The organism is Streptomyces sp. NPDC014882 (assembly GCF_043081325.1).
In the GTDB taxonomy this organism is placed as follows: Bacteria; Actinomycetota; Actinomycetes; order Streptomycetales; family Streptomycetaceae; genus Streptomyces.
Map to the genome: position 1 here is coordinate 517,836 of NZ_JBIBWL010000001.1, position 24,145 is coordinate 541,980.

The following is a 24,145-nucleotide window of genomic DNA, read 5'->3' on the forward strand; positions in this document are numbered from 1 at the left end:
CGGTGGTGCGGGGAAAGCGGGGCGGTTCCGCGACGGTCCCGGGGACGTCCCGGCGCGAGGTGACGGAATGCGGGCGGACCTCGCTGTTCCGTATGTGACGTGGAATGTGACTCAGGACGCGACGGGCGCCGCGGCGGACGCCTCGGCGGGCACGGTGACGGGTGCCGCGGCGGGCACCCCGGCGGGGATCCCGGAACCGGGGCGGACCCAGCCGGGCGGCCGGCCCTCCGCCGCGGCCAAGCCGCTGCGCTGGGCGGCGGACGCCGTGACCGCGCTGCGCGAGGGCGCGCGGCTGCACCTCGACTACTCGCCGCGGAGCCTGTGGCGCGTCGACCGGGTGATCGACGAGCTGCGCCGCGAGGACACGCCGTACGGCGCCGTCGAGAACGTGCTGCGCGGGCTCGGGGCGTACGGCGGTGAGGTGATCGTCCGGGAGACCGGCGGCGAGTGGTGGGCGACGGGCGGCGACCACTGGGTCCGCACCCCCGACGGCCGGCTGTGGGACCCCGTCGACGAGGCCCGCCGCTGCTTCGGCGGCCACGGCTCCCTGCGCCTGCTGTGCCGGGACGCGACCCTCGCCGGCCCGGCCTGACGGCGGTGTGACAAGAGACACAGCCGGGACCCGTGATGCTTGCGGGGCCCGATCCGCTGGGGCAGGCGGAGGGACCCGGCCCGACGGTTCCTCCGGCCGAGCGGAGGGACGGACGTCATGGACGACGCGGACGGGATGAGGGCCCGCGCGGCCGGATTCGTCGCGCGTGCCGGCGCGCGCGGCCGGCTGCCGCTGGACTACTCCGTCGCCAGCCTGCGCGTCGTCGACTTCCTGGTCGACGGGCTCCGCAAGGGCGGCGCCGACCGGGAGCGGGCGCACGGCACGCTGGTCGAACTCGGGGCGTACGTGGGAGAGGTGCTGGTCCGCCGGGCCGGCGCGGTGTGGGTCGACCTCGACGAGCGGCACCGGGCCTGGTTCGGCCAGCCCGTCGGGGTGCGCATGCCGGACGGACGGATCTGGAACCCCCTCGGCAAGGTCGTCAACCGCTTCGAGGCGGGCGGCGCCGACGAGTCCCTGCACACCTTCTACCTGACCCTGCACGGCAGGGCCCGCAGGACACCGGGCCGGGGCGCGCCCACCAGGGGGGCGGCCGCCTGACCCGGGGGACGGCCGGCGGCACCGGCACGGTCCCACGGGGGTGGGCCGAGCCGGCGCCGGCGGCGTCCTGTGACATTTCCGTGAGGCCTGACGCTGATGACCGTGGGGGCGAGGACGCGACCGGGACCGGTGTGCGGCGCGTTCGCCACGCACCCGCCACGAACTCCGCACGAACGAGGACAGTCTTGGGCCAGGGAGGGGAACCCCGGCGCGCGCACGCGTACGACGGGGAACTGGGCACGGCGGTGGAGCGGGCGCAGGGCGGCGACGAGGCCGCGTTCGCGGTCGCGTACCGGATCGTGCAACCGGGGCTGCTCGGCTATCTGCGCGGCATCGTGGGCGACGACGCCGAGGACGTCGCTTCCGACGCCTGGCTGGAGATAGCCCGCGACCTCGGGCGGTTCAAGGGCGACGGGGCGGGGTTCCGGGGCTGGACGGCGACCATCGCCCGGCACCGGGCCCTGGACCACCTGCGCAGGCTGCGCGTGCGGCCCCGGGCCACCACGCTGGAACAGGACGTGCTCGACCTGCCCGGCCGGCACGACACCCACGACCAGGCCGTGGAGTCCCTGTCCACCGAGCGGGCCCTGGAACTGGTGCGCGGACTGCCGCGCGACCAGGCCGAGGCCGTCCTGCTGCGGGTGGTGGTCGGCCTGGACGGGCCCGGCGCGGCCCGCGTCCTCGGCAAGCGCCCCGGCGCGGTCCGCACGGCCGCCCACCGGGGCCTGAAACGACTCGCCCGCCAGCTCGGCGGCGAAGGTGTGACGGATGACGGCTCCCGGACGCTGGGGGAGTCGACATGAACGGTGGCGGTCGCGGTCCGTATGGATCAGAGACGGCGAACGCGCCCGGAGGCAGAGCCCGGACGAGCACGACAGGCGGAAATCGGACATGGGTGAACGGATGAGCGGCGGCGAGGACGTCCATCGCCGGCCCGCCCACCCCGCCCGCCCCCTCCCCGGCGCGGACGGCGGTCACGCCCGGGTGGAGGCGCTGCTCGCGCGTGCCCTGCGGGAGACCTCCGGCGGCGCCGAGCGCGAACGGCAGGCCGTCGCCGCCTTCCGGGCCGCGCGGGACGCCGGAGCGCACCGCGCCCGTACCCGGCGGCGGGACGACTGGCGGCCCCGCGGACAGCGGTCCACCGTCCGCTCGCTGCGGGCCACGCTCTCCGTGGTCCTGGCGAGCCTCACCCTCGGCGGCGTCGCGGTCGCAGCGATCGGCTCGGCCGGCTCCTCGGCGGACACCGCGGACGGCGGCCGCGGCCGCGGCACGTCGTCGGCGAGCGCGCCGGAGACCCGGCGTACCGGACCCGCCGCCCCGCCGTCCTCCGGCACCGCCGCGGACCGGGACCGGCCGCCGTCCGCCAAGGACACCGAGGCCCACTGCCGCGCCTACGACAAGGCGGCGGGCCGGGGCCGGGCGATGGACGCCACGGCGTGGCAGCGCCTGGTCACCGCCGCCGGCGGCGAGGAGAACGTGCCCGCCTACTGCGCGGCACGGACCGCGTCGGCCACGGCGACCCCCGGGAACGGCGGCAAGAACGGGGGCACCGACGGCGCCGACCCGGCCGCCGGGAACACGGGCACCACCGGCGGCACGGGGAACGCGGCGAGCGCCGGAACGACCGGAACCGCAGGAACGGCCGGAACAGCCGGAACCGCCGGGAACACCGGAACCGGAACGGCCGGGAACACCGGCACTACCGGCAGCACCGGCACCACGGGGGACGCCGGGGGCTCCGGAAGCACGGGGAGCACCGGAAGCACCGGGAACGGTCAGCCGCAGCCGGCCAGGACGCCGAAGGCCGAGGCCGGGGACCGGTGACCGTTCGCCGCCCGGTGCGCGGGCGGTGCCGTCGTGACGAGTCGGTCGAGCCGCCCGAACGGCGGGCCGACGGATCGGCGGGCCGACGGATCGGCGGGAGGCGCCGCGGCGACGACCGGGGCCGCCACCCCCCACAGGAGAGGCCCCGGCCGTCGCGCGGCACGGGCCGCACGGCGACCCGTACCTCCTACAGCGCCGTGCGTGCGTTTTCTGTCACACCCGGTGCCCGTGCGCTTGCGTCACGAGTCGGTTGCAGCTCGTGCGGACGTGGACGATCGGCGGTTTCAGGTCGTAACGTGCCTTTCGCGCCGGACGGCGCAAGGACCGGAGCAGCGTGACCGGCTGCGACCGCGACCACCGGCGGACCCGACCCTCTGCGGCCGGCGGACCGCACCATCGACCGAGGAACCACGACGTGGGGGACGACGCGGAGCTGACCGCCGCGGTGCTCGCGGCACAGCACGGGGACGAGGACGCCTTCCGCGCTGTGTACCGCTCGGTGCACCCGCGGCTCCTCGGGTACGTCCGCACCCTGGTCGGCGACCTCGACGCCGAGGACGTGACCTCCGAGTCCTGGCTCCAGATAGCGCGTGACCTGGAGCGGTTCAGCGGGGACGCCGACCGGTTCCGCGGCTGGGCCGCCCGGATCGCCCGCAACCGCGCGCTGGACCACATCCGGATGCGGGGGCGCCGGCCCGTGTCGGTCGGCGACGAGACGGAACTGACCGGCCGGGCCGCCGCGTCCGACACCGCCGGCGAGGCCATCGAGGCGCTCGCCACCGGCCGCACCCTCGACCTCATCGCCCGCCTGCCCCAGGACCAGGCCGAGGCGGTCGTCCTGCGGGTGGTGGTGGGCCTCGACGCCAAGACGGCCGCCGAGACGCTCGGCAAACGGCCCGGCGCCGTACGCACGGCCGCGCACCGCGGGCTGAGGAAGCTCGCCGAGCTGCTCGGCGACGACCCGGACACGGCGGGCGTGCTCGACGCGCTGCCGGCGCAACGGGCACCGAGGGGGCGCGCGGTGACGTCCGGCGGTGTGACGCACGTGTGCGCGCCGACGCAGAAGGACATGTGATGGCCGACGATCGCCATGTGTTCCCCGAAGACGCCCAGGAAGCGGAATCCCCGGCCGGCCCCGCGCGGGGCCGTTCCACCGGCCGCTGGCTGAACCGCGAGACGGCGGAGCGCCTGCTGGCCGGGGAGACGGCGGACAACGCTGTCGCACCCGCCCACCGCGACGAGGCCGACCGGCTCGCGAGGACCCTGGGCGCGCTCGCCGCGATGTCGGCCCCGCCCGTCCGCGAGGACGGGGAGATCCCCGGTGAGGCGGCGGCCCTCGCCGCGTTCCGCAAGGCCCGGGCGGACCGGGCGGACCGGGCGCCGGACACCGACCCCGCCTTCCGGTCCGGCCCCGCCTTCTCCTCCGGACGGGCCGCCGCCCGCGGGCCGGCGTCCGGCGACGAGCCGGTCCTCCCGCACCGGCCCGCGCCCGCCGAGGACGCCGTCCTGGTCCGCATCGGCGGTTCCGTCCGGTCGTCCGGCCGACGCCTCCGCCGGATCCGCCCCGCCCGCCCCGCCCGCCTCGGACTGGCCGCCGCGCTGACCGTCGGGATGGTCGGCGGGGTGGCGGTCGCGGCCGGCGGCGGGTTCCTGCCCACGCCGTTCGACGACGCCGAACCGGGACCGGCCGCCTCCGTGTCCGCTGCCGCGACGCCCGGACCCGACCGCCCCCTCGGCTCGCCCACGCCCGGCGCGTCCCCCGGCGGCACCGGCCCGGCGGCCCCCGGCGGCGGCGCGCAGGACACCCCGGCACCGGGCCCGGACGCCTCCGGCGGAGGCGCCCGCGCCGACGACCTGGCCGCGTCCTGCCGGGAGAAGGGCGCCGGCCGGGCACTGGCCGCCGAGCGCCGCCGTGCCCTCGAACACGCCGCGGGCGGCCCCGCGCGCGTACCGGCGTACTGCGCGGACCTCCTCGGCGGCCGCGAAGACCGGGATCCCGGCGAGCCGAGCGGCGGCAAGGCCCGGGACGGCGGCGTCGGCGGCGGCAGCGACGAGCAGGGCGACGCAGGCGAACAGGGCGACACCGGCGAACAGGGCGGCAACGAGAACGGCAACCAGAACGGCGGCCGGAGCGGCAACGAGAACGGCGACCAGAACGGCGGCCGGAGTGCGGGGCAGTCCGGCGGGACGACCGGCAAGGGCAGCGAGAGCCGGGGCGGAAGGGAAAGCGCGCAGACCGACCGGAGCGTGCGGGCCGACGAGGGCGCGCAGGCAGACGAGGGCGCGCAGGGCGACGGGTACGGGAACGCCGACGGGAACGAGAACGGGAACGGGAACGCCGGTGGCGTCGGCGACGCGCAGCAGCAGCGGTTCCTCAACCCCCTCTGACCTGCGGTTTCACGCGCCGCAAAAATTTCCTGCCGCAGGGTGTGACGTTTTCGGCGGCCCAGCCGCAGTAACTAGTGAGCCGACTGGTCATCGGCCCTCGCACTGAGCCGGGGTTCCCCCCGTACCCACGGCTCGTGCACCTGGCGCGGGCGGGACACGTTCCCCCGGTCCCGCCCGCGCCCCATACCTCTCCCCTCGAGTCCCCCAAGTCCCGCGGAGTCCCGCCGAGTCCCCCGAGCACCCTCGGGACGACGTCCCGGCGCCGCTCCGCGCCCGCGGCCCGCGGCCCGCGGCCCGCGGCTCGCGGCTCAACGGTCCCCGCCACGTCCTTCGCCGTCCCCTCCGGCACGCCCGCCGGCGCCGTCGGCGGCTTTCGCGCGCGTGTCCCCGGATGACGCCGCGCGGCCGGCCCGGCATGGTGGTGACGGGGACCGCAGCGGCCCTGTGAGCAAGGTCCCAGCGTGCTCCCCTCCACGGGTCGGAGGCGCACGGCTACAGTCCGTCGAAGGATCGGGCCGTACCAGCTGGTAGCCGGCGAGTAACGTTCAGCGGGAGGCAACACACCATGGCGCGCGAGTCTGAGTCCGGACTGCCCATCGAACCGGTCTACGGGCCGGACGCACTCGACGGCTGGGATCCGGCGGAGAAGCTGGGCGAGCCGGGCGCCTACCCCTACACGCGGGGCGTGTACCCGTCGATGTACACCGGCCGCCCGTGGACCATGCGCCAGTACGCCGGCTTCGGCACGGCGACCGAGTCCAACGCCCGCTACCAGCAGCTCATCGCCAACGGCACGATGGGCCTGTCGGTCGCCTTCGACCTCCCCACCCAGATGGGCCACGACTCCGACGCCCCGATCGCCTCCGGCGAGGTCGGCAAGGTCGGCGTCGCCATCGACTCGATCGACGACATGCGGGTGCTGTTCGGCGGGATCCCGCTGGACAAGGTGTCCACGTCGATGACGATCAACGCGCCCGCCGCCCTGCTGCTGCTCCTGTACCAACTCGTCGCGGAGGAGCAGGGCGTCCCCGCGGACAAGCTCACCGGCACGATCCAGAACGACGTGCTGAAGGAGTACATCGCGCGCGGGACGTACATCTTCCCGCCGAAGCCGTCGCTGCGGCTGATCGCCGACATCTTCAAGTACTGCAAGGCCGAGATCCCGAAGTGGAACACGATCTCGATCTCCGGCTACCACATGGCGGAGGCGGGTGCCTCGCCCGCGCAGGAGATCGCCTTCACCCTCGCCGACGGCATCGAGTACGTGCGCACGGCGGTCGCGGCCGGCATGGACGTCGACGACTTCGCCCCCCGCCTGTCCTTCTTCTTCGTCGCCCGCACGACGATCCTGGAGGAGGTCGCCAAGTTCCGCGCCGCCCGCCGGATCTGGGCGAAGGTCATGAAGGAGGAGTTCGGCGCGAAGAACCCCAAGTCGCTGATGCTGCGGTTCCACACGCAGACGGCGGGCGTGCAGCTGACCGCCCAGCAGCCCGAGGTCAACCTGGTCCGGGTCGCCGTCCAGGGCCTCGCGGCCGTCCTCGGCGGCACCCAGTCCCTGCACACCAACTCCTTCGACGAGGCCATCGCGCTCCCCACCGACAAGTCGGCCCGGCTCGCGCTGCGCACCCAGCAGGTCCTCGCCTACGAGACCGACGTGACGGCGACGGTCGACCCCTTCGCCGGGTCGTACGTCGTCGAGAAGATGACCGACGACGTCGAGGCCGCCGCGCTGCAGCTGATGGGCAAGGTCGAGGACCTCGGCGGCGCGGTGTCCGCGATCGAGCACGGCTTCCAGAAGGGCGAGATCGAGCGCAGCGCGTACCGCATCGCCCAGGAGACCGACTCCGGCGAGCGCGTCGTGGTCGGCGTCAACCGCTACCAGCTCGACGCGGAGGAGCCCTACGAGCCGCTGCGCGTGGACCCGGCGATCGAGGCCCAGCAGGCGGACCGCCTGGCGAGGCTGCGCGCCGAACGCGACCAGGCGGCGGTCGACGCGGCCCTCGCCGAGCTGAGGAAGGCCGCCGAGGGCGAGGACAACGTCCTCTACCCGATGAAGGACGCCCTCAGGGCCCGCGCGACGGTCGGCGAGGTGTGCAACGCCCTGCGCGAGATCTGGGGCACCTACGTGCCCAGCGACGCGTTCTGAGCCGTGCTGCCGTGCTGCCGTGCTGCCGTGCCGGAGCGGGGATCCCGGTGAGTGAGGACCTGAAGACCGTCCCCACCGGGATCCCGCCCGCTGCGGCGCCCGGCTGAAGTGCCCGGCCACGGCGCCCGGCCACGGCGCCCGCCGCGGCGTCCGGCGTCCGGCGGCCGGGGGGCGGGCCGCCGTCCCGGCTCAGAGCGGCCGGGACAGCACCCCGCGCAGCCGCGGGGTCAGCGGCTTCTCGACGAAGCGGTTCATCAGCCAGGCCAGGGCCAGCATCGCGGTCACGGTCAGCGCGAAGGTCACCCCGGCCGGCAGGCCCAGGGTGCGGTGCAGGGCGTGGATGACCACCCAGCCGAGGTGTTCGTGCACCAGGTAGAAGGGGTACGTCAGCGCCCCCGCCACCGTCAGCCAGCGCCAGTTCGCCCAGCGCAGGTGGCCGAGCGCGATCGCCGCCACGGCGACGAACCCGAACGCGACCACGCCGACGATGCCGGTGGTGGTGCGGTGGGCGAAGGCGTCCGGGTCCGAGGCGTTCCACAGCTCGCTCACCGCGTAGTGCTGGCCGATCAGGAAGCTGACGGCCACGATGCCCCAGGCGTGGGCGTCCCGGCGGTCGCGGTGGACGAGGTAGAGGCCGATGCCGCCGATGAAGAACGGCGCGTACTCCGGCATCAGGACGAGGTCGAGCAGCGGCTGGTGCGCGGCCTGCGCGACGGCGGCGGCCAGCGTCCAGACCGCGCAGAACATGACGACCCGGCGGCGGTTCGCCCCCGGCAGGACGACGCACAGCGCGAACAGGGCGTAGAAGCGGATCTCCACCCACAGCGTCCAGCACACGCCGAGCACCCGGTCGGCTCCCAGCGGCTGCTGGAGGAGCGTCATGTTCAGCAGCGCGTCGCTCGGCGACACGGCCTCGTAGACGACCGGCGGCAGGGCGAACACCGCCGTCACGAGCAGGACGGCCACCCAGTAGGCCGGCATCAGCCGGGACGCGCGGGAGGCGAAGAACGACGTGAGGGACCTGCCCCAGCCGCTCATGCAGATCACGAACCCGCTGATCACGAAGAACACCTGGACGCCCAGGCACCCGTAGGCGGCGAACGCGTGCAGGGTGGGGAACTGGTGCTTCGGCGAGGTGCCCCAGGCCTCGGTGACGTAGCCGCCGCGACCGGCGTAGTGGTACACCGCCACCATCAGCGCGGCGACCAGGCGCAGTCCGTCCAGCGCGCGGAGCCTGCCGGCCTCCCGGCGGGCCGGTGCCGGCGCGGCCGGGAGGGCGGCGCCGGGCTCCTGGACGGACTCAGCCGCGGCGGGCTGAGGCTTCGATGTGCTCACGACCGTTTCGGTCACGCTGGTATCCCTCGCAGTGCCCCGTGGGTTCTTTTCACGCACGCTCCTGACCGGAGACGATCGGATCACCGGAGAGTCGTCAACGGGGATCCTAGGGCCTGATCAGGAGACCTTTTGTTCGACAGAACGGCCTTTGTCCATCCGTCGCCGCCCGTTCACCGCGGCGTCAGTTCCGCTTCAGCAGCCGGGCCGCACGGCTGCCGATCCGCAGCCGGACCGACTCCCGGCGCGCGAACTGCCGGACGGACCGGCCCCGCGCGCCGAGCAGGCCCGCGACCCGCGCGACCTCCGTCCAGACCTGGGCCCGATCGCCGCCCGCGACGGCCGCCGCGGACAGCAGCCGGCACGCCTCGTCCGCCTCGCCGCGCCCCGCCCTGATCTCCGCCATGCCGACGAGGACGTCCACCGGCTGCCGGTGGCGCAGGATCTCGGCGCCCACCCGCAGGGCGTCGTCGTCACGGCCCGCCGTGACGTGCCGCACGAAGTCCTCGATGAGATGGCCGCCGTGCCGCGACGGCACCGCGGAGAACGGCGCGGGCGCGCCGTCCCCGTCTCCGCCGCCCTCGCCGCCCCCGGCCGGGCGCCGTACGGGGTCACCGGGGCCCGGCAGGCCCAGCGCCGTCGTCATCCGCGCGGTGAAGGCCGCGATGTCGAAGAGTTCCTCGACGTCCTGGTACCCGGCCTCCGAGACCTCGTCGTCCAGCACCCGGCACAGCGCGTCGAGCGCCGCCTCGGGGGTGTACTCGGCGAAGGAACGGTAGCCGGACACGCCCTCCAGGACCTCCCGGGAGCCCACCCGGTGGTAGGTGACCGTGCGCAGCCGCTGCTGCACCGCCTCGACCACGGACAGCGGCATCGGGTCGTCGACGCTGGACAGGAGGAAGACGTCGGAGGCGGCCAGTTCCTCCCGGACGCGGTTGCGGGAGAGCGCCCCCAGCCACTCGACCCGGTCCGACAGCAGGGTGGTGGAGCCGATGCGCCACGTCCGCGGGCCGATCCACGCGAACCGCCACGGCAGCCCCCGCGTGTACGCCAGTTCCGCGACCCGCGAGAACAGGTCGAGGCCCTTGCGGTCCTGCATCGAACCGACCATCACGACGCGCGGCCGCGCACCGGGCGTCCGCCGGGCACGGGCGCGGTGGGCGTCACGGGGGACCGTGTTGTAGACCACGACCGGATCGCTCACCCCCAGCGCGCGGAACATGTCGGCCTGGGCGCTCGACACGCACAGCACCTTCAGGCCGGGCAGCAGGCCGACCAGCTCCTCGTGCCGCAGCGGGTTGCGCGAGCCCTCGAAGTCCATGACGTACTCGGTCTCGTGGGCGTACAGCGCCACGGACGTGCCCCGTTCCCGCAGCTTCGCGACCAGTTCGCCCGCCAGCGGCGAACGCCAGAACGGGGCCAGGCTGTTGACCAGGACGACCTCGGCGTCCGTCAGGTCCGCCAGGACGTCCTCGCAGCGGTCGTAGGCCGTGAGGTCGAAGTAGCGGATGTCGACCGGGCTGTGGGCGAGCAGCGCCTGCGTGTAGGTGAGGACGGGGATCGCCACCCCGGTCTCGTAGGTGAAGCCGAGTCCGAGCACGGCCAGCGAGCGGGGCGGTGCCAGCTGCCCGCGCACGGCGCGCAGCGCCCGTTCGGCCCGCGACAGGCCGTCGCCCGCCCGCGGCCGGCGCGGAGCCGGCGGTTCCTCCGGTACGGCGGCCTCCTCGACGACGCGCAGCACCCGCCCGGCGACGTCGTCCTGGAGGGCGACGAAGTGCTCGACGGGCTCGCCGTGCGTGTTGGCCGGGAACGTGCCCGACCGCTTGAGGCCGGCCACCGCGTCGACGAGTTCGCCGACCGTGCCCACGTTGCGCAGCAGCGGGTGGTCGACCGTGGGAAACACGATGTCCAGCGCGGGCGGGCCGAACCAGATCAGCGGGGTGCCCGCCGGCAGCGCCTGGAAGTGCGCCGGGGCGAGGAACGTGACCGCGAGGTCGTACCCGTCGAGCCCGGCGGGATACTGCTTCACCTCGACCTCGCCGAACTCGCCCAGCACCTCGCGCAGTCGGGCGAGCAGTTCGCGGTGCTCCCCGCGGGACAGCGTGCCCTGCCTGCTCAGCGGCTGGTCGATCACCACCATGCGCAGCGGTTCGCCGGGCTTCCTGGCGTGCCGGTGGGTGGCGGAGCGGGCGGCCCGCAGCAGGGCCGGGTCGTCGCTGTGGCCGAGGGCGCCGGTGATGTGGACGGGCGGGTCGGCGTCGACGGAGCGGAACAGCAGGTGGTGCGCGGTCGCCGGGCCCCAGACGCAGACGGCGGCCGGGGACGAGGCGCCGTAGTACCAGCTCCGGTCGCGCCGTCCGGTGCCGGTCCTCCGGTGGCGGAAGTCGAGGTGGCGGTCCTGGACGAGGACGAGCGGCAGGGTGCGGCCCAGCACGCCGGCCAGCCGCCTGCTGCGCTGCGACAGGTCCTCGAAGAACACCAGCCGGTCGATGCGTTCCTTTTCGGCGAAGGCGCTGACGCGGTGGCCGAATTCCTCCAGGAACTCGGCGTCGCTCAGTTCCTCCTCCCCCGTGAAGAGAGCGTGTGCAGCGGGGCCGCCGAACCGGGCGGCGGCCTCCTCCTCGGTCCAGCCGACGATTTTCCCGTCCCGGTCGCCACCGAGGAGATGGAACGAGTGGGCGTCGGCTCCCTCGGCCCGCAGGATCTTCGAGGCGAGATCGACGCCATTGCGGTTCTCGACAAACACAGCGATGCGCACGGGGTGAATGAAATACGACCGGGATTTCCCGGACGGGCCGTCCGGATCAAACTCTCGGTGAACACTCGACGTGTTCGGGGACACGGCCGCGTGGCCCGGAGACTCACACGACCCGACGCCCATGCTGCCCGTGCTCGCGCCCGCGGCTGTGCTCCTGTTCGCGCCTGTGCCCGCGTCCGTGTGCGTGTTCGCGCCTGTACCCGTGCGCGTGCGCGTGCCCGTGCCTGTACCCGTGCCCGGGCACGCGCCCCGTGGATCCGGATGCGGACCGGTGTCCGCGTCCGCGTCCGGATCCGTGTCCGCGGGGGGAACCGTGTGCGGAACCCCCGTTCACACCCGCCGGACCGGCTTGCCCGACGCCTTCGTGCCGCGCACCGCCTTGCGGAGCGCTCTGGCCCGCCGCACGACCCGGCGCGCGGTGGAGTTGCGCGGGAGGAACGACAGCCGCTCCGGGATGCCGCCCGGCAGCCCCAGCGCGGTGAGCCGCCGGCGCTTGAAGTACCGCTTCGTGCGCGGCCCGAGACGGGTGCGCAGGTACTCCTCGGCGACCGGGCGCAGACCCGGGTGGATCCGGGACTGCATCACGTAGCCCACCGCCCGGACCAGATCGGTCAGCGACTCCTCGGGGACGCGCGTCTCGCCCTCGCCGTCCTCCAGGTCCGGCAGCAGCGCGTCCGCCAGCACGACCGGCACCCGGTTGCTGTTCTGGTACGGGGCGAGCCGGTCCATCAGCCGCTCGGTGCCGATGCGGGCGACCGGCAGGTCGTAGAACGCCGACGCGGTGAACAGGGCCGTGGAGAAGCAGCCCACCACCAGCGCCGGACGCGCCCTGGCGAACAGCACCTCGGCGAGGACCGGCGTGTCCAGCACGGTGAGGTCGACGCCCAGCTTCCCGGCCTCGGCCTCCAGGACCCGGCTGTAGCGGGCCGGTGCGGTGGGGTGCGGCTTGAACACCACCGCGCGGTGCCCGCGGGCGACCGCCCCCCGCATCATCCGCACGTGCAGGTCCTCCTCCTCCTCGACGGTGAGGATGTCCAGCGCGGACAGGTACTGGCCCAGCAGCAGCGCGGCGCCGTCGGGCAGCGCGGGCAGGTCCGCCACGGCCTCGCCGACCTCGCCGAGGACCTTCAGGAAGCCGCTCGTCGGCACGGTCCGCGCCGGCACCCCGAACTCGGTGAGCAGCAGCGGCACCAGCCCCGGCACCAGGTCGAGGTGGAGCAGCCGGCGCACGCGGGTGCCGATCAGCGGGTCGAGCTTGTTGCGGGTCGGCCCGTAGCTCATCAGTCCGTCGGCGTACACGTCGACGGGCGCTCCGGGGAACACCTGCGCGATCGCCTGCGCGGGGTTGACCTGGATCGACTCCAGGACGAGCTCCACCCGGTCGTCGCCGAGCCCCCACAGCAGCCGCAGGTAGCGCTCCAGGAGCGGCGCGTCGTCGGGGCGCGGTGCCCAGGCGCCCGGGTGGAAGGGGCTGATCGCCGCGTTCCAGGACAGCACGGCGTCGAAGCGGTCCCGCAGCGGCGCGAAGCCCGGCATCTCGTCGAGGGCCGGGGTGGTCTCCGGGGTCGTCGTGTTGTTGCACACCAGCAGCAGCCGGCGGTCCGCCGCCGGGAAGCCGCCGGAATCCAGCGCGGCGGCCAGCGTGGCGACGCCGTACAGCGTGGAGGCGCAGAAGATCTGGGTCGTGCGAGGCATCAGGCGGCCGCCTTCGGGGTGCCGGTCCGGGAGGAGGTGGTCCTGCGGCGCAGCCGGCGCAGTGTCGCCGAGCGCTCCGGGTCCATCGTGTCCAGGACCTCGGTGAGCAGGTCCTGCGGCAGGCGCTTGACGGCCGCCGCGCTCATCGCGCGCAGCTGCCGGGCCACCGGGGGCTCGAACTTCTCCGTCTCGCCGAGGTGGTGGGCGATGATCGCGCAGTAGGTGCGCACCGCCTTGGGCAGCAGCCGGTCCGCCTCGGGGTCCCGCGCGGTCTCCTCGACGACCTGGTCGAACGCGCGGATGAAGTCCAGCTGGCGGGCGTCGCCGATCTGGGTGAGGGAGGAGGCGACCCCGCGCCGGTAGAACACGCCGAGCAGGTTCAGCACGGCGAACGACTCCGCCTCCCGGTGCAGCTTCCAGATCCACGGCCGGTCCTCGGCGGTCCGCAGCCCGTGGGTGAAGTGCAGCAGTCCGCGGTCCACGAGGCGGCGGTGGTAGGCGCCGGCCCAGGCGTAGGGGTAGTCCACCGACGTCGAGCGGTCCGCGGGCAGGATCGCCTCGCGCGGGTTCAGCACCTCCCCCCGCAGCCCGTGCGGATGCCGGACCAGGGTGCGGGCGCGCGCGGTGGCCTGCACGTGGTCGACGCGCACGAAGTCGCAGCCCAGCTCCTCGATCGCGGTGACCAGGTCGGTCAGGTAGCCGCGCGCGAGCCAGTCGTCGCCGTCCAGGAACGTCAGGTACTCGCCCCGCGCGGCGTCCAGTCCGGTGTTGCGCGCGGTGGCGAGCCCTCCGTTCTCCTCATGACGGATCAGACGCACCTCGGCGACCTTCGACAGTTCCTCGGCGGCCCGCTCGAGAACGGCCGGCGTCCCGTCCTTCGAACGGTCGTCGACCAGCACGAACTCGAAGTCCGGGCGGGCGTTCAGGAGAAGGCTCCGGAGGGTGTCCGGCGCGTATTGCTGGACGTTGTAGAACGGCACGATCACGGAAAGCTTGGGCACGCCGAAATCCTAGGAGCGCGCCCGGCGGCAAAAATTTCCGGTAAGGGTACGGGCGATGAACTCGATGTGTCGGATCGGTGCATCCCGTGTATTTCCGCGGAATCGACGGGCCGGTTCGGGAACCGGTGGCGTGCTGTTAACTTTCCGTTGAATCGCGGTTGGACAAAGCCTGGGTTTTGCTTCCTAGCGTCTTCGGCGTGCCACCACGTACTTCGAAGCCCTCCCGGATCGCCGTGCTCGCGGACTCCGACACCCGCTGGAAATGGGGTGCGGCGACCGCGGGCCGGATCGCTCCGGGCGGACGACCCGATCCGTCCATGGAAGCCGGACCGCGGGACGGCGCGCAAGTCGCCCCCGTCCTCGACGGCTACCTGCTGCGCGGCCGGGCGACCCCCACCCCCCGCCAGCTCGCCGAGGTCGGCGTGCGCGCCGACTCCCTGCGCGAGGTGACGGCCGTCGAGTTCCTGCGCGCCATGGCGGGCGAGAAGTACGACGTCCTCGTCCTCGCGCTGGTCGGCGGCGGCGTCCAGGCGATCCTGCACGGCCTCAAGCGGATCTGGGAGGACGGCGGCGAGCGGCCCGTCGTCGTCACCGGCTACGTGGGCGTCGTCTACGAGAAGCTCGCCGACGGTCTGCTGCTGCGGCACGGCGCCGACCTGGTCCTCGCCAACTCCCGCCAGGACGCGGAGCGTTTCCGCGCCGTGTACGACGGGGTCGGCGCCGACTCCTCCTCGGTCACCGAGGTCGCCCTGCCGTTCCTCGGCGGCGCCCCCCACACCGGTGAGCACGACCCCTACACCGTCGTCTTCGCCGCGCAGCCCTCGGTCCCCGACAACCGCAGGGACCGCACCTACCTCCTCGAACGGCTCGTCCGGCACGCCCGGTTGCACCCCGAGCGCGAGGTGCTGCTCAAGCTGCGCTCCCGGCCCGGCGAACACACCACCCACATCGAGGAGCTGCCGTACCAGAAGCTGGCGCAGCGGCTCGACCCGCCCGCCAACTTCCGCCTCGTGTACGGCAACATGGGCGAGGTCCTCGACCGCACCGACCTCATGGTCACGGTCAGCTCCACCGCCGCCCTGGAATCCCTGCACCGCCGCATCCCCACCGTGGTCCTCACCGACCTCGGGGTGCGCGAGGCGCTCGGCAACCACCACTTCGTCGGCTCCGGCTGCCTCGCCTCCTGGGACCAGCTCGACGCCGGGCACCGGCCCGTCCCCGACGGGGAATGGGTGGCCCGGCAGGGCGTCGCCGCCGAGGGCGACTCGTACGAACGCGCCTTCGACACGGCCCGCGAGCGCATCACCCGGCTGCTCGACCGCCCCGACGGCCTGCCGCCGCTCACCCCCTACTACACCCCCGCCACGGCCCCCGGCTACCTCCCCGCCATCCTGGCCCGCCACCACCTCGGCCCCGACGGCAGCCCGCTGCCCGGGGAGCGGGCCGCGGACCGGGAACCCGGACCGGTCCGCCAGATCGTCCGCCGCGCGGCCCGCGGCGCCTACCGCCACGGCGTCCAGCGCGTCGCCCCGGTCATCCGCCGGATGGGCGACCTGTGAACGCCGGCCACGCGGCCGTCCGCCGCCGGCGCGCCGGGCGGGGGACGCCGCGGACGACGTCGGTCCTCCCCTTCCCCGTACTCCCCGCCCTCCCAGCCCTCTCCGATCTTCTCGTCCCGCCCGTCCCGCCCGTCCCGCCCGTCCTTCCCGTCAAGGAGTCCCGCCCATGACCCCCTCCCAGGCGGGCGTGCGCCGCGTCCTCGCCGTGATCCCCGCGCGCGGCGGGTCCAAGGGCGTCCCCGCGAAGAACCTGGCGCCCGTCGGCGGCGTGCCCCTGGTGGCGCGGGCCGTGCGGGAGTGCAGGGCCGGCCGGCTCGTCACCGACGTCGTGGTGTCCACCGACGACCAGGACATCGCCGCGGCCGCCCGCGAGGCCGGTGCCGAGGTCGTGCTGCGCCCGGCCGCCATCGCCGGCGACACCGCCACCTCCGAGGCCGCCGTCCTGCACGCCATGGACACCCACGAGGCCCTGCACGGCACGGCCGTCGACGTGGTGCTCCTGGTGCAGTGCACCAGCCCGTTCCTCGTCCGCGAGGACATCGACGGCGTGGCCGCCGCGGTCGTCGAGAACGGCGCCGACACCGCCGTCACCGTCGCCCCCTTCCACGGCTTCGTCTGGCGCGACGGCGGCGACGGCGGCGACGGTGCCGACGGCCCGGACGGCGCCGGCGGCTTCGGCGTCAACCACGACAAGTCGTACCGCCCGCGCCGCCAGGACCGCCCCCAGGACCTCCTGGAGACCGGCGCCGCCTACGCCATGGACGCGGCCGGCTTCCGCGAGCACGGCCACCGCTTCTTCGGCCGCACCGACCTCGTGCGCACCGACCCGGCCCGCGTGCTGGAGGTCGACGACCCGCACGACCTGGCCCGCGCCCGCGCCCTCGCCCCCCTCTTCGACGCGGACCTCCCCGGGGCCGGCCTCCGCCCGGGCGCGGGGACCCCGGCCCCCGCCGGTCCGCTCCCGACCGCCGCCGACATCGACGCGGTCGTCCTCGACTTCGACGGCACCCAGACCGACGACCGGGTGCTGATCGACTCCGACGGACGGGAGTTCGTCTCCGTGCACCGCGGCGACGGCCTCGGCATCGCCGCCCTGCGCAGGAGCGGACTGAAGCTGCTGATCCTGTCCACGGAACAGAACCCCGTGGTCGCCGCCCGCGCCCGGAAGCTCAAGCTCCCGGTCCTGCACGGCATCGACCACAAGGACCTCGCGCTCAAGCACTGGTGCGAGGAGCAGGGCATCGCGCCGGAGCGCGTGCTCTACGTCGGCAACGACGTCAACGACCTCCCGTGCTTCGCCCTCGTGGGCTGGCCCGTGGCGGTCGCGAGCGCCCACGACGTCGTACGCGGCGCCGCGCGCGCGGTCACCACCCTCCCCGGCGGCGACGGCGCGATCCGGGAGATCGCCGGCTGGATCCTCGGCCCCACCCTCGACTCCCCCCTCCCCCTCCCCGAGTAAGGAACCCCTCCCATGAGCACCAACTCCCGCCTCCGCCAGTTCGGTTCGCGCACGGCCGGCCCCGGTCACCCCGTCTACATCTGCGGCGAGATCGGCATCAACCACAACGGCGACCTCGACAACGCCTTCAAGCTCATCGACGCGGCCGCCGAAGCCGGCTGCGACGCCGTGAAGTTCCAGAAGCGCACCCCCGAGATCTGCACCCCGCGCGACCAGTGGGACATCGAGCGCGACACCCCCTGGGGCCGGATGACGTACATCGACTACCGCCACCGCGTGGAGTTCGGCGAGGACGAGTACCGGCAGATCGACGCGTACTGCAAGGAGAAGGGCATCGCCTGGTTCGCCTCCCCGTGGGACACCGAGGCCGTCGCCTTCCTGGAGAAGTTCGACGTCCCCGCCCACAAGGTGGCCTCCGCCTCCCTCACCGACGACGAGCTGCTGCGCGCCCTGCGCGCCACGGGCCGCACCGTCATCCTCTCCACCGGCATGTCCACCCCGAAGCAGATCCGCCACGCCGTCGAGGTCCTCGGCAGCGACAACATCCTGCTCTGCCACGCCACGTCGACGTACCCGGCGAAGGCCGAGGAGCTGAACCTCCGCGTCATCAACACCCTCCAGGCCGAGTACCCCAACGTCCCGATCGGCTACTCCGGTCACGAGACGGGCCTGCAGACCACCCTCGCCGCGGTCGCCCTCGGCGCCACCTTCGTCGAGCGCCACATCACCCTCGACCGCGCCATGTGGGGCTCCGACCAGGCCGCCTCCGTCGAGCCGCAGGGCCTCACCCGCCTCGTCCGCGACATCCGCACCATCGAGTCCTCCCTCGGCGACGGCGTCAAGAAGGTCTACGAGTCCGAGCTGGGCCCGATGAAGAAGCTGCGCCGCGTCCCGGGCGTCGTCGCCGAGGCGGAGATCGCCGCGGCGGCCGGCGAACCCGTCGGCGTCTGACCCCGGAAACCCCTCCGGCCACCGCTACCAGTGCCTCACGGGACGGTCGTACGACGATGAGCCCTCGCGCCGGGAACCCCGGCACCACCCCCCGCACCCTCGCCTTCGTCGAGAGTCCGGTGCAGCTCCTGAACGTCCTGGAGTGGGCGCACGCCCAGGGACCGGGTTCCCAGGAGGAGCCCGGCGCGGGGCTCACCCTCGTCGTCCTGTCCCCGACCGACCCCATGACCCGCGGCCAGCTGCGCCGCATGGCCGAACTGGCCCGCCGGGACGGCCACGAGGTCCGCTGGGAGGAGGCCCGCGGCGGCCCCGCGGCCCCCTTCCGGACCGTCGGCGGCCTGGCCCGCGAGCTGCGCCGGGCCGACCGGATCGTCATGGGGGACCCGTTCTCCCGGTACGTCCAGCTCCTGCTGACCATCACCCGCGCCCACGACCTCGTCGTCGTCGACGACGGCACCGCCACCATGGAGTTCGTCGGCCAGCTCGCCCGCGGCGAACGCCTGGTGCGCTGGCACCGCAAGGGCGGCCGGCCCGGCCCCCGCGACCTGCTGTTCGCGCCGGTGTCCTCCTCGGCCCGCCGCCGCCTCACCCCCGGCCCGGCCCGCCGCGTGGAGGTCTTCTCCGCCATGCCGATAGCGGACGCCCCGGACGGGGTGACCGTCACCTCCCACACCTTCGCCTGGACCCGCGAGCGCTTCGGCCCGCCCCGGGTGACGAACGGCGCCGACATGGTCGGCACGTCCCTCGTCGAGACCGGCGTCGTCGACGGCGACCGCTACCTGCACGCCGTCGGCGTCCTCGCCAGGGCCCACGGCGCCACCCGCTACTTCGCCCACCGCCGCGAGAGCGCCGAGAAACTCCACCGCCTCGCCGTGGAGACGGGCCTGGAGGTCGTCCGCCCCGACCTCCCCCTCGAACTCATCGCCCGCCGGGGCCCCGTCGGCAGGACCGTCCTCAGCTTCCCCTCCACGGTCGTCCACACCCTCCCGCTGGCCCTCGCCGGCACGGGCGTGCGCGTCGCGGTCTGCGACATAGACCCGGCCTGGCTGACCCGCACCGCGTCGCCCCGCGCCCAGAGCTTCCTCTCCGGCGTCACGGGGACGGCCCGCGGGGTGGACCGCCTGGCCCGGGTCGCCACGGCTTGACCGAAGCGGCCCGGCAGGCCCCCGCCGGGCCCCGGACACGCGGGCCCCCGGCGGGGCCGGAGTACGGGTCTGGCATGTGGCCCCGGAGACGCGGGCCCCCGGCGCGCGAGCTCCCGGACACGCGGACCCCCGGCGCGCGGGTCTGATGTGCGGACCCGGCGGGCGGCGATGCGATCGCGCGCCGCCGCCCGCCCGCCGACATCGCCGAGCCCGCCGTCCGAGCCGGCCGTCCGAGTCCCCCGTGCGAGCCGCCGTCCGCACCCGCCGCCGGCCACTCGCCTCCCCGGCCCCGCACCCGCCCCGGCACCGGCGGCTGTCCACCCGTGGTCCGCTCCGTGGACGGCCGGGCGTGCTTCGAGTGAGCCGTGGTAACCGTGGAGGAGGAAGATGGAGAGACGGGCCGGCACGCCATGATCCACTGGGCTGGAGCCGGCCGAGTTTACCCAGCACGCATGCCAGCCATGCGCCGGGCGGCCAACTTTTCTTCCCCTAACGGGTTGAAATTTTGTTGATCGCGGGTCAGCCGACCACCCCGGCGTCCTACCCTTCAGAGGGTGAAGCAACTGATGTCCCGAGAGTCCGAGGCCGATCCGTCCGCCGATCCGTCAGGGGAGGCCGCGCTCCCCGGCAGCCTGCCGGAAGCCCTGCGCGCCGAGCTCGTCGCCTTCCGCCGCGACATGCACATGCATCCCGAGCTGGGCAACCAGGAGTTCCGTACGACGGCGGCGATCAAGGAGCGCCTGGAGAGGGCGGGCCTCAAGCCCCGTGTCCTCACCGCCGGCACCGGGCTCATCTGTGACATCGGCGACTGGACCGACGGCACCCCCGTCCTGGCGATGCGCGCCGACATCGACGCGCTGCCCATCCCCGACACCAAGGCCGACTGCGCCTACCGCTCCACCGTCCCCGACCGCGCCCACGCCTGCGGTCACGACGTGCACACCACGGTCGTCCTCGGCGCCGGCCTCGTCCTCGCCGGCCTGCACCGCGAGGGCCGCCTCCCGCGCCCGGTGCGGCTGATCTTCCAGCCCGCCGAGGAAGTACTGCCCGGCGGTGCCGCCGACGCCATCGCGGACGGCGCCCTGGACGGTGTCGGCCGGATCATCGCCGTCCACTGCGACCCGCGCGTGGACGCCGGTCTGATCGGTCTGCGCGAAGGTGCCATCACCTCCGCCTGCGACCGCCTGGAGATCTCCCTGGACGGGCCCGGCGGCCACACCGCCCGCCCGCACCTGACCACCGACCTCGTCACCGCCGCCGCCCGCGTCGTCACCGACGTGCCCGCGCTGGTCGCCCGCCGCGTCGACACCCGGGCCGGCCTCGCCGTGACCTGGGGCCGGATCGACTGCGGCCACGCCCCGAACGTCATCCCCCAGCACGCCGAGCTGTCCGGCACCGTGCGCTGCCTGGACATCGAGGCCTGGCGGGAGGCGGCGGACCTCGTCGTCGCCGCGATCGACGAGGTCGCCAACCTGCACCGCGCCAAGTCGGAGATCAACTACGTCCGCGGCGTCCCCCCGGTCGTCAACGACGCCGACGTCACCGCCCTGCTCCGGGACGCCATGACCGCCCGGCGCGGCGAGGAGTCGGTGGAGGGCACCGAGCAGAGCCTCGGCGGCGAGGACTTCTCCTGGTACCTGGAGCGCGTCCCCGGCGCCATGGCCCGCCTCGGCGTCCGCCCGCCGGGCGAGCGCACCGTCCGCGATCTGCACCAGGGCGACTTCGACGCCGACGAGCACGCCATCACCGTGGGGGTGGAGCTGTTCACCGCGGCGGCGCTGCTGGACGCGGTCACCCGGACGGCGTGAGCGCGGGACACCGGTGACGGCCCGGACGAAGGGGCGCCCGAAAAACGCCCCTTCGTCCGCCCGTGTCATCGGGGCGTAATCCGGGAGACCCGCCGGTAACCCGGGGGCGGCACGAATCGGTAACGGCCGCGCGGAACCCCGTTCCCCTCCCCTTCTACGCGCGTTACTGTGCGCCGCAATCGCCCCTCGGGACGGCCCGTCGGGGAGCCGTGCCAGAGGCACCACATTGGGGAACGCGGGCCGGGGACGGCGCCGTGGGGATGAAGGGTGCTGCTGTGCGTCTCATATCTCGAAGGACCGGCCTCGTGCGGGCGGCGGCGGCCGTGGCGGTCGTGGGCCTGGTGGCCACCGGCTGCGGCGAGTCGAGCACCGGCTCCAAGACCGGCGACAAGGAGTCCGGCACGTACTCCGGCAAGGGCATCGGCCTGGCGTACGACATCGGCGGCAAGGGCGACCAGTCCTTCAACGACGCCGCGTACGCCGGCTTCCGGAAGGCCGACGAGGAGTTCGGCATCGGCGGCCGGGACGTCGAGCCCCAGGACGGAGAGTCGGACGCGGACAAGGTCCAGCGGCTGACCCAGCTCGCCCAGTCGGGCTACGACCCGGTGATCGGCGTCGGCTACATCTACGCGCCGGCCGTCAAGGAGGTCGCCGCGAAGTTCCCGGACACCACCTTCGGCATCATCGACGACGAGACCGTGACGGCGAAGAACGTCGCCGACCTCGTCTTCCACGAGGAGCAGGCCTCCTACCTGGCCGGCGTCGCCGCCGCGAAGGCCTCCAAGAAGGGGCACATCGGCTTCATCGGCGGCGTGGACATCCCGCTGATCCACAAGTTCGAGGCCGGCTACGTCCAGGGCGCCAAGTCGGTCGACCCGGCCATCAAGATCGAGTCGCAGTACCTGACCGAGACGCCCCAGGAGGGCGGCTTCTCCAGCCCCGACAAGGGCAAGGCGGGGGCGAGCGGCCAGATCGAGGCCGGCGCGGACGTCATCTACCACGCGGCCGGCCTGTCCGGCCAGGGCGTGATCTCCGAGGCCGCCGGCAAGAAGGTGTGGGCCATCGGCGTCGACTCCGACCAGTACTCCCAGAGCTCGCTGGCCGCGTACAAGGACTACATCCTCGGCTCCGCGCTGAAGAACGTCGGCGGCGCGGTCTACGACCTCGCCAAGTCCGTCCACGAGGGCAAGCCCCTGTCCGGCGTGGTCCGCGGCAGCCTCTCCAACGACGGCGTCGGCTTCGCCGACACCAACCCGAAGTACCAGGCCATGAAGGACGTCGTCGACGCCGTGGACAAGGCCAAGCAGGACATCGTCGACGGCAAGGTCACCGTCGACACGAAGTGACCCGTGCACCGGCCCGCCCCGCTCTCCGAACGCCGGAGGGGCCGACTCCCAGCCCGTCCGGCGCTTGAGGACGAGGCCCGTCCAGGGCCGAAGCGGGGGTCCGGGGGCGGCAGCCCCCCGGGGACGGGACGGGAAGGGGCGGCGGGGGCGAGAACACCGGCCCCGCGCCCCCGGCCTTCCGTCCGCCGCCCCGGCCTCCCGCCCGAGGCGCCGCCCCGGCCCGGCCCCCTCCGTCACCGGCGGAGCCCCTCGCGGAGCCCTCACCCCCGCCCGTCGGGGGCGTCCTCGCAGACCAGCGGCCCTGCCCTCCCGCACAGGGCGCTCCAGGGTCCGTACCCTGGAGTACGAACTGTGGCCACAGCTCGGTAACGGACCGGACAGAAGGGTTTTTCCGTCTGGTCTACGCGCGTTACGCTGCGGCGGAACCAGCGCCTGATAGGGCGCTTGCACAAAGGAGTCTCGTTCCATGCGCCGGGTGTCCCGTATCGCGGTTGCTGGTGTCGCTACCGCAGCCTTCGCCGTCACCGCTTCCGCTTGCGGAAGCTCGTCCACGTCGTCCTCCTCCGGTGACGACAAGAACCTGGGCCTCGCCCTCGCGTACGACATCGGCGGCAAGGGCGACCAGTCCTTCAACGACGCCGCCACCGCGGGCATGGAGAAGGCCGACAAGGAGTTCGGCTACAAGTCGACCGCCGTCGAGCCGCAGGACGGCGAGTCCGACGCCGACAAGGTGCAGCGCCTGGAGAGCCTCGCCAAGCAGGGCTACAACCCGGTGATCGGCGTCGGCTTCGCCTACGCGCCGGCCGTCAAGGAGGTCGCGGCCAAGTACCCGAAGACCACCTTCGGCATCGTGGACGACGAGCAGACCAAGGCCGACAACGTGGCCGACCTCGTCTTCTCCGAGGAGCAGGCCTCCTACCTGGCGGGCGTCGCCGCCGCCAAGGCGACCAAGTCCAACGTGGTCGGCTTCATCGGTGGCGTGGACGTCCCCCTGATCCACAAGTTCGAGGCCGGCTACAAGCAGGGCGTCGCGGACACCAAGAAGGGCGTCACGGTCAAGTCGCAGTACCTGACCGAGACCGCGGCCGAGGGCGGCTTCTCCAGCCCGGACAAGGGCGAGAACGCCGCCGACGGCCAGATCGACGCCGGCGCCGACGTCGTCTACGCCGCCGCCGGCCTCTCCGGCCAGGGCGTCATCAAGGCCGCCAGCGCCAACAAGATCTGGGCCATCGGCGTCGACTCGGACCAGTACAAGCAGGACGCGCTCAAGGCGTACAAGGACTCGATCCTCACCTCCGCCATGAAGAACGTCGAGGGCGCGGTCTTCACGCTCGCCAAGTCGGTCGAGGACGGCAAGCCCGCCACCGGCGTGGTCCGCGGTGACCTCGCCAACGGCGGCGTGAGCCTGGCGAACTCCAACCCGACCTTCGCGGCGGACAAGGCGATCCAGGACGCCGTCAAGAAGGCCGAGGAAGGCATCAAGAACGGCACCATCAAGGTGAAGACCTCCTGACGACCGTGTCACCGGCCTGTCGAGACCGGTCGGGGACCTTTTGTCGCAGGCATGGCTGAAGAAGCGCTGT

18 protein-coding genes are annotated in these 24,145 nt (G+C 73.9%); 14 read left to right on the forward strand and 4 right to left on the reverse strand.

What is annotated here, in order from left to right:
* The first annotated feature begins 187 nt into the window (after positions 1-187).
* From ACF09K_RS02315 to ACF09K_RS02345, 7 genes are all read left to right on the forward strand, one after another.
* Positions 188-592: a hypothetical protein gene (locus ACF09K_RS02315; protein WP_392241011.1), complete on the forward strand. Its 405-nt coding sequence runs from the start codon at positions 188-190 to the stop codon at positions 590-592.
* Positions 593-709: 117 nt separating this feature from the next.
* Positions 710-1,150, forward strand: a complete 441-nt coding sequence (locus ACF09K_RS02320) for a hypothetical protein (protein ID WP_392240575.1) — start codon at positions 710-712, stop codon at positions 1,148-1,150.
* Between the two features lie 185 nt (positions 1,151-1,335).
* Complete coding sequence (locus ACF09K_RS02325; RefSeq protein WP_392240576.1) at positions 1,336-1,953, forward strand: RNA polymerase sigma factor; 618 nt, start codon at positions 1,336-1,338, stop codon at positions 1,951-1,953.
* An 88-nt stretch (positions 1,954-2,041) separates the two neighbouring features.
* Positions 2,042-2,974, forward strand: a complete 933-nt coding sequence (locus ACF09K_RS02330) for a hypothetical protein (protein WP_392240577.1) — start codon at positions 2,042-2,044, stop codon at positions 2,972-2,974.
* A 415-nt stretch (positions 2,975-3,389) separates the two neighbouring features.
* A complete protein-coding gene (locus ACF09K_RS02335; protein ID WP_392240578.1) occupies positions 3,390-4,049 on the forward strand; it encodes an RNA polymerase sigma factor in 660 nt (219 codons plus the stop codon).
* Positions 4,049-5,362, forward strand: coding sequence for a hypothetical protein (locus ACF09K_RS02340; protein WP_392240579.1), 1,314 nt, complete (start codon positions 4,049-4,051; stop codon positions 5,360-5,362). The genes ACF09K_RS02335 and ACF09K_RS02340 overlap by 1 nt, the downstream gene beginning before the upstream one ends.
* Before the next feature lie 565 nt (positions 5,363-5,927).
* Positions 5,928-7,508, forward strand: coding sequence for a methylmalonyl-CoA mutase (locus ACF09K_RS02345; protein WP_392240580.1), 1,581 nt, complete (start codon positions 5,928-5,930; stop codon positions 7,506-7,508).
* Between the two features lie 189 nt (positions 7,509-7,697).
* On the opposite strand, the gene ACF09K_RS02350 is transcribed toward ACF09K_RS02345, so the two are convergent.
* The 4 genes from ACF09K_RS02350 to ACF09K_RS02365 form a co-directional block, all read right to left on the reverse strand.
* Positions 7,698-8,858 carry an acyltransferase family protein gene (locus tag ACF09K_RS02350; RefSeq protein ID WP_392240581.1) on the reverse strand — a complete coding sequence of 387 codons (1,161 nt, stop codon included), beginning with the start codon at positions 8,856-8,858 and terminating at the stop codon, positions 7,698-7,700.
* Between the two features lie 166 nt (positions 8,859-9,024).
* A complete protein-coding gene (locus ACF09K_RS02355) occupies positions 9,025-11,598 on the reverse strand; it encodes a glycosyltransferase family 4 protein (RefSeq protein ID WP_392240582.1) in 2,574 nt (857 codons plus the stop codon).
* A 330-nt stretch (positions 11,599-11,928) separates the two neighbouring features.
* Positions 11,929-13,293, reverse strand: a complete 1,365-nt coding sequence (locus ACF09K_RS02360) for a polysialyltransferase family glycosyltransferase (RefSeq protein WP_392240583.1) — start codon at positions 13,291-13,293, stop codon at positions 11,929-11,931.
* Positions 13,293-14,294 (reverse strand): glycosyltransferase family 2 protein, encoded by a 1,002-nt coding sequence (locus ACF09K_RS02365; protein WP_392240584.1) that lies wholly within the window; start codon positions 14,292-14,294, stop codon positions 13,293-13,295. The genes ACF09K_RS02360 and ACF09K_RS02365 overlap by 1 nt, the downstream gene beginning before the upstream one ends.
* 197 nt (positions 14,295-14,491) lie before the next feature.
* On the opposite strand from ACF09K_RS02365, the gene ACF09K_RS02370 reads away from it, so the two are divergent.
* The 7 genes from ACF09K_RS02370 (at position 14,492) to ACF09K_RS02400 (ending at position 24,075) form a co-directional block, all read left to right on the forward strand.
* Positions 14,492-15,853 carry a DUF6716 putative glycosyltransferase gene (locus tag ACF09K_RS02370; protein ID WP_392240585.1) on the forward strand — a complete coding sequence of 454 codons (1,362 nt, stop codon included), beginning with the start codon at positions 14,492-14,494 and terminating at the stop codon, positions 15,851-15,853.
* Positions 15,854-16,019: 166 nt separating this feature from the next.
* The gene (locus tag ACF09K_RS02375; protein WP_392240586.1) at positions 16,020-17,312 is read left to right on the forward strand and encodes a cytidylyltransferase domain-containing protein; all 1,293 of its coding nucleotides are present in this window, start codon (positions 16,020-16,022) and stop codon (positions 17,310-17,312) included.
* Positions 17,313-17,324: 12 nt separating this feature from the next.
* The gene (locus ACF09K_RS02380; RefSeq protein ID WP_392240587.1) at positions 17,325-18,263 is read left to right on the forward strand and encodes an N-acetylneuraminate synthase family protein; all 939 of its coding nucleotides are present in this window, start codon (positions 17,325-17,327) and stop codon (positions 18,261-18,263) included.
* Positions 18,264-18,319: 56 nt separating this feature from the next.
* Complete coding sequence (locus tag ACF09K_RS02385; protein WP_392240588.1) at positions 18,320-19,408, forward strand: hypothetical protein; 1,089 nt, start codon at positions 18,320-18,322, stop codon at positions 19,406-19,408.
* A gap of 566 nt (positions 19,409-19,974) precedes the next feature.
* Positions 19,975-21,216: an amidohydrolase gene (locus ACF09K_RS02390; RefSeq protein WP_392241013.1), complete on the forward strand. Its 1,242-nt coding sequence runs from the start codon at positions 19,975-19,977 to the stop codon at positions 21,214-21,216.
* Between the two features lie 284 nt (positions 21,217-21,500).
* On the forward strand, positions 21,501-22,562 hold the full coding sequence (locus ACF09K_RS02395) for a BMP family protein (protein WP_392241015.1): 1,062 nt from the start codon (positions 21,501-21,503) through the stop codon (positions 22,560-22,562).
* 466 nt (positions 22,563-23,028) lie between these two features.
* Positions 23,029-24,075: a BMP family protein gene (locus ACF09K_RS02400; protein WP_392240589.1), complete on the forward strand. Its 1,047-nt coding sequence runs from the start codon at positions 23,029-23,031 to the stop codon at positions 24,073-24,075.
* Positions 24,076-24,145: the final 70 nt, after the last annotated feature.

What these genes read in the sequence shown, in the direction of transcription:
- ACF09K_RS02345 (WP_392240580.1), top strand. Translation starts at nt 5,928, where the DNA reads ATGGCGCGCGAGTCTGAGTCCGGACTGCCCATCGAACCGGTCTACGGG.
- ACF09K_RS02320 (WP_392240575.1), top strand. Translation starts at nt 710, where the DNA reads ATGGACGACGCGGACGGGATGAGGGCCCGCGCGGCCGGATTCGTCGCG.
- ACF09K_RS02390 (WP_392241013.1), top strand. Translation starts at nt 19,975, where the DNA reads ATGTCCCGAGAGTCCGAGGCCGATCCGTCCGCCGATCCGTCAGGGGAG.
- ACF09K_RS02400 (WP_392240589.1), top strand. Translation starts at nt 23,029, where the DNA reads ATGCGCCGGGTGTCCCGTATCGCGGTTGCTGGTGTCGCTACCGCAGCC.
- ACF09K_RS02385 (WP_392240588.1), top strand. Translation starts at nt 18,320, where the DNA reads ATGAGCCCTCGCGCCGGGAACCCCGGCACCACCCCCCGCACCCTCGCC.
- ACF09K_RS02380 (WP_392240587.1), top strand. Translation starts at nt 17,325, where the DNA reads ATGAGCACCAACTCCCGCCTCCGCCAGTTCGGTTCGCGCACGGCCGGC.
- ACF09K_RS02330 (WP_392240577.1), top strand. Translation starts at nt 2,042, where the DNA reads ATGGGTGAACGGATGAGCGGCGGCGAGGACGTCCATCGCCGGCCCGCC.
- ACF09K_RS02360 (WP_392240583.1), bottom strand. Translation starts at nt 13,293, where the DNA reads ATGCCTCGCACGACCCAGATCTTCTGCGCCTCCACGCTGTACGGCGTC.
- ACF09K_RS02340 (WP_392240579.1), top strand. Translation starts at nt 4,049, where the DNA reads ATGGCCGACGATCGCCATGTGTTCCCCGAAGACGCCCAGGAAGCGGAA.
- ACF09K_RS02375 (WP_392240586.1), top strand. Translation starts at nt 16,020, where the DNA reads ATGACCCCCTCCCAGGCGGGCGTGCGCCGCGTCCTCGCCGTGATCCCC.